This window comes from Nitrospiria bacterium (genome assembly GCA_036397255.1).
Classification (GTDB): domain Bacteria; phylum Nitrospirota; class Nitrospiria; order DASWJH01; family DASWJH01; genus DASWJH01.
The window spans coordinates 1-5,258 of record DASWJH010000065.1; the positions used below are offsets into that span (position 1 = coordinate 1).

Annotated in this window: 5 protein-coding genes; 1 reads left to right on the plus strand and 4 read right to left on the minus strand. The window is 44.1% G+C overall.

What is annotated here, in order from left to right; genetic code table 11:
* Positions 1-123 precede the first annotated feature (123 nt).
* Positions 124-1,176, minus strand: a complete 1,053-nt coding sequence (locus tag VGB26_08705; protein ID HEX9757866.1) for a GGDEF domain-containing protein — start codon at positions 1,174-1,176, stop codon at positions 124-126.
* A 426-nt stretch (positions 1,177-1,602) separates the two neighbouring features.
* Between VGB26_08705 and VGB26_08710 the strand changes: the two genes are divergently transcribed.
* A complete protein-coding gene (locus VGB26_08710) occupies positions 1,603-3,315 on the plus strand; it encodes a DUF255 domain-containing protein (protein HEX9757867.1) in 1,713 nt (570 codons plus the stop codon).
* A 97-nt stretch (positions 3,316-3,412) separates the two neighbouring features.
* Here the strand turns inward: VGB26_08710 and VGB26_08715 are convergent, their stop codons facing one another.
* From VGB26_08715 to VGB26_08725, 3 genes are all read right to left on the minus strand, one after another.
* On the minus strand, positions 3,413-4,252 hold the full coding sequence (locus tag VGB26_08715) for a tetratricopeptide repeat protein (GenBank protein HEX9757868.1): 840 nt from the start codon (positions 4,250-4,252) through the stop codon (positions 3,413-3,415).
* A 75-nt stretch (positions 4,253-4,327) separates the two neighbouring features.
* A complete protein-coding gene (locus VGB26_08720; protein ID HEX9757869.1) occupies positions 4,328-4,741 on the minus strand; it encodes a pyrimidine dimer DNA glycosylase/endonuclease V in 414 nt (137 codons plus the stop codon).
* A gap of 8 nt (positions 4,742-4,749) precedes the next feature.
* Positions 4,750-5,258 (minus strand): YbgA family protein (locus tag VGB26_08725; protein HEX9757870.1); only part of this gene is annotated, 509 nt, incomplete at its 5' end.

A 5,258-nucleotide genomic window follows, 5' to 3' on the forward strand; every position in this document is an offset into this window, starting at 1 on the left:
CGGCTCCCCGATAAAGTCATTCGAGGACAGGTTTCGCGGGAATGACGGGAAGGGCCTGGATTTCCGCTTTCCCCTGCCTGCAAGTGCCCGCCGGACAGGCGGGTAATGACAAAATTTACCCACTCACTTCCACGATGAGCCTTCTTTAAAATGATCGAGATCCAATGACAATATAGAAATCTTGGTTTTTGAACGCCTGGCTCGGGAAAGCTCGATTCTGGTTTTAACCATAAATTCACGCCTATTGTTGACACCCGTTAAAGGGTCGATAGAGGCAAGTCTTTCCAAGGTCTGGTTTGCTTTTCTTAACTGATCCATGAGTTCCGTTTGGCTGTATACGGTGACAAACGATTGGGTCGTGCGAAATGCTTGGACCACACCATAACTCAAAAGCAGAAAACCACTTGCAAAAATAGCATGGGCAAACCACCATAAATGATTCCAGGGAGAACCGAGGGTGAAAGCCATTGAGGATTGGGCAAAAAATCCGATGGATATGGCAAAAATAGTCATCAGTGGGGATCGGATCTTCCGCTTGACCATAACCATAATGGTGCTTATTCCTAAACCTGCCCCCACACCTTCAAGCGATATCCGAAGGGTTAAATTTTTGGCCAATGGATATTGGGAAAAAACAAATATCAATAGATCAAGAAGGAGGAAACCAGCAACCCATCCTGCCCAATAATTTATCCGCACACGGCTTTTAACAGGATCCACGGGTTTGCCGTGTCGCAACATGGCCAAAAGAAAACAACCCGCCATGAAAACACGTGAAACCGGGCCATAAAGGAGAAACAGCCAAAGATTAGAATCCGCGAATCGGGTAAAAAATCCATGTGGAGCATAAACCAATGTAAAACCCAAAAGGCCTAGGGTTATCCATCGAAGAAGGGGCTCCCCTGAGGATTGATAACTTTTCCAGGTTACGAAGGTGACAAACCCGCCGGCCATAATGGCAGAGGCAATGGCTAATTCATGGAAATGAAAATCCTTAAAGAAAAGGGCCTGATCCTGAAACAGATAAAGGTAAGCCGTTCCAAAAAAAGGGAGCAAGGAGCAGACAATTAGTAAACTCAGGGCATAACACCGGGCTAACCAAAATAAAAAACGACCGGTTTCTTTTTCGTTGGAAATTGAAAAATCCCAAGCTGGTGTCTTAATAGAATTAGCCATTATTGAAATAGGACCTTTTCAAAAACAGAGGTTTTTAAAATAAGAGGAATGGGGAGGAAAATATTTTGTTGGAATGGAAAGCATACGATGAATGGAGAAAAATAATTTAAGAACTATCACCCAAAAATCCCCTTTAATTTGAACTTCTTTTTATATTTTATTCTACCTGGTTTCCCATATTTTTGAAGGGGAGAGGGCTTATTTTAAAATATCAATAAAAACAAATCGGTAAGACCTATGGGCAATGGCTCAGCCCCCGCTTTAAAAATTTTCAATCAAAGCAAAAACCCTTCCCATGAAGATTCAACTTTAATTTTTTCCAATAGTGACCTTTTAAAAGCTAAACCAGGTTTCTTGAATTATTCACTACATTGATGTTAGGCTAACTTTTCGTCTTCGTTTTTTAACAGGATTTAACAAGGATAATTGATTAAAAATACCGAATCAATCCATTGGAAAGAGTGGGGAGAAGAGGCTTTTCAGGAAGCTAAAGAGACCAATAAGCCCGTTTTCCTTTCTATTTCGGCCTCCTGGTGCCATTGGTGCCACGTGATGGATTATGAGAGCTTTTCTAAACCCGAGGTCACCCGCAGGATCACCTCAGATTTTATCCCCATCCGCATAGACAGTGACAAACGCCCGGATATCAATAACCGCTACAATATGGGTGGCTGGCCAACAGTAGCCATTTTAAACGGCAGAGGAAAGATGATTGATGGGGCCACTTACCTCCCCACTCCCCAGCTTCTTCATATGCTGGAGTCTAATCTCGAACGGATCAAAAGTTCAAAACCATCTTCTGAAACCCCACAGCAAAAACCGGAGCCCCCAAACCAACATCCCAATGAAGAGATGGTTCAAGCGGTTGCAAAGTCTTTAGAAAGAGCCTTTGATCGGACATTCGGTGGTTTTGGGGGACCCCCTAAATTTCCCCAGCCCTGGGCCTTAGAGTTTGCCCTCTTTTTAAATTCAAAACCCGGTAACCCGATCTGGAAGGAGATCATTCAACTCACCCTCGAAAATATGCGAGGTGGGATTTACGACCATGTAGATGGAGGTTTTTTCCGGTACGCTACCAGGGGAGACTGGGACAAACCCCACTTTGAAAAGCTCCTGGACTTAAATACCCGAATGCTTTCACTTTATTTAAAGGCCTATCAAATAACAGGGGAGGCAACCTATCGTTCAACCGCCCAGGGGATTTTGGATTATCTGTTTACCACGTTGGCGCTGGAAGGAAAACCGTGGTTATGCGGGAGCCAAAACGCAGATACCCATTATTATCAATTATCCGATGAAGACCGGATGTGGGCCCCGCCTCCTCAGATCGATCAAACCATCTTTGCCGACCATAATGCACAAGCCGCTTCCTCCCTTCTTCTTACTTACCAGGCCTTTCAAAAAACAGAATACAAAGAAAAAGGATTACATTTAATCAATCAACTTTGGAACCATTTTTTTGACCCTCAAAAAGGAATGTTTCACTATGACGATGGGAAATTATCTCTTGGGGGTTACCTTTCGGATCAAGTCCAAATGATTCATGCCTTATTGGATGGGTTTGAGACCACCGGCAATCGTGAATATTTCAACCGGTCGGAAAAACTGTTTTCCTTGATGGATGATTTTTTGTGGGATGAGAAAAGCGGGGGCTATTGGGATCTTCCTGACCATCAAAAAATTGGAGATTCCGTTCACATTCGAATTAAACCCTTTTCTGAGAATTCCATTGCGGCGATGGCATTGATCCGTTTGTTTCATTTTACGAAGGATAAAAAATACCTCCACCGGGCGGAAGCAACCCTTTCTTATCTCTCCACCGAATTTGAGCATTACAAACATCATGCAGCCCCTTTTGCACTTGCCCTCTGCTACTTTCTCCACCCGCCCCATCATATGACCATCATCGGTAACAAAAAAGACCCAAAATGGCAAGAGCTTGTTTCATCGGCTCATCAAATTAAATCCCCCTGGAAAGTAATTCTTCCCCTGGATTCTAAAACGGATACTAAGATCATCGAGCAGTTCGGTTACAAGCCTAACCCAACTCCCCAGGCCTACATATGTGTTGGAGAAAAGTGTCTGCCACCGGTTTCAGGATCAGATGATCTTTTTCAAGCTTTCAAAGATCTCGCCTGATCCAGTAATCGGGGTGAAAAGTTTTTTCAGGCTTCCACAGGGGTTAAAATTTTAGAAGAGACTCTCCCTTTAGAAGAGGAAACGTTTGGGTGGGGGTTCAAACCCTTCTTTTTTGGTGTTTTTCCCTTATTTTCCTGGCCCGTTCCGCTGCTTCACTGGCTTTTTCTATTTCTTTCCGCTTATGGTATAAAACCGATAAATTTTCGAGAATGCTTGCCAGCATAATGTGGTCAGGGCTTAGTGATTTCTCGGCATTGGTGAGAGCCCGCTCATAAAGCCTTTCGGCCCTCCCCGTCTGTCCCTGCGTTTTGTAAAGTTCAGCCATGTTGATTAATATAAATACCCCCGAGCCATTTTCCAATCCTTTTGTTTTTTCCCAAACCGTCAGCGCTTCATGATACAAGGGCTCTGCTTTGGCATACTGGCTTTGATTATAATAAAGGAGACCCAGCTCCAATTTGGCCAGGGCAATTTTTTCTTTCTTGGAAGGTTTGGAATTCTCTAAAATTCCCAAGCCCTTTTCCAAAACAGCCTCGGCCTGCTTATAACGTCCCTGTTCTTTATAAAGCCCCGCAAGATGATTTAAAGTCTCCAACAAGGCAGGGTTCTCCAACCCTTTTTTCCCCTCCAAAATTTCCAAGGCTTTTTGAAGCAAAGGTTCAGATTTACCATACTCCTTCTGAGATTGGTAACTCAACGCCAACTGAGTAAGGGATTGGGAAACCCGAGGGTCGTCCTCCCCAAAATTTCCCTGTGCAAAATTCAAGGCCTTTTTTGCAACTTCCTCAGCCTCTGAAAACCTGTTTTGCTCCATGAGCGCTTCTGCCTTTTTATTTAAGACCTTCCACTCTTTAATCTCCGGATTGCATCCACCCAATAAAATCAAAACCCCCATAAAAGGAAAAATGCTTTGAGAAATTTTAAAAGAAAAAATCATTGCTGCCCCGCACAATATTTGAAAATTTTGGCCCGATATTCCTCTCTTTTCAAGATAACACCTTTTAAGGGAGTGTCAATTCAACCTGAGGATAAAAAGGAAAAGAGGAATCAGTCCGGAAAAGGGAAAACCGTTCCGGGTGAAAAGGTCCTTCCAGAATTTAAACCTTACAAGTACACCCTTTTTTTGGAGAAGTTTTTTTTGGCGGGCCGGGGTATCAATCGTAAATTGGGGTTTAATTTTTCCCCCTGCTTTTTCTTTATCCAGTGGGGAATGATGCCGGTAACCTCTGCGCTCAAACTCCTTTACCAGAAACCGCTGCCTCTGATAAAGACCGTTTAAAGCTCCCACCCAACGGAGGGTCTCCGGATGGTTCCGATATCCCTTTTTACCATTGATGAGAATCGACCAAATGGCATGGAGCTCGCGGTGCTCCCCTAAAAGGTGCTGCCGGCACAGGCTAATAGGAGGAATATCCCAAATCCGCATTTCAACTCTCACACATGGTTACGGAGCATGAGTTCTTTTGGGTGGGGCTGCAAATAAACCTGCTCCATGAGGTAGTCAATCTGATATTTTCGAACATAATGCACAATTAACGTTATGGGCACCACCAACGGAACGAACCCCTTTCGAAAATCCTCTATCACCTCCACTAATTCCATACGTTCCAGTGAAGTGAGGCGGTCGGAAAAATAACCCAGCATATGCTGAAGCACATTAATATGCTTTCGGATGGTGGCAGGAATCGATAAGGCCTCCATAAAAAAATATCCGTATTCCTGGTAAACCTCACTTAACTTTAGGCTTTTACTCCTCCACAGCAAACGCCCCAGCCGCCTCAGGTGAGGGTCGCTGTGAGCGGAATTTAAACTTGCTATTCCCCGTAGCTCGCTACGGGGTGACCGCTTAGGTTCCCCCTTTAGAAAAGGGGGATAAAGGGGGATTTGAGGATTTAGCTTTTCCTCTGAATACCCCGCAGTCTTGCTGCGGGGATTTTTATTTG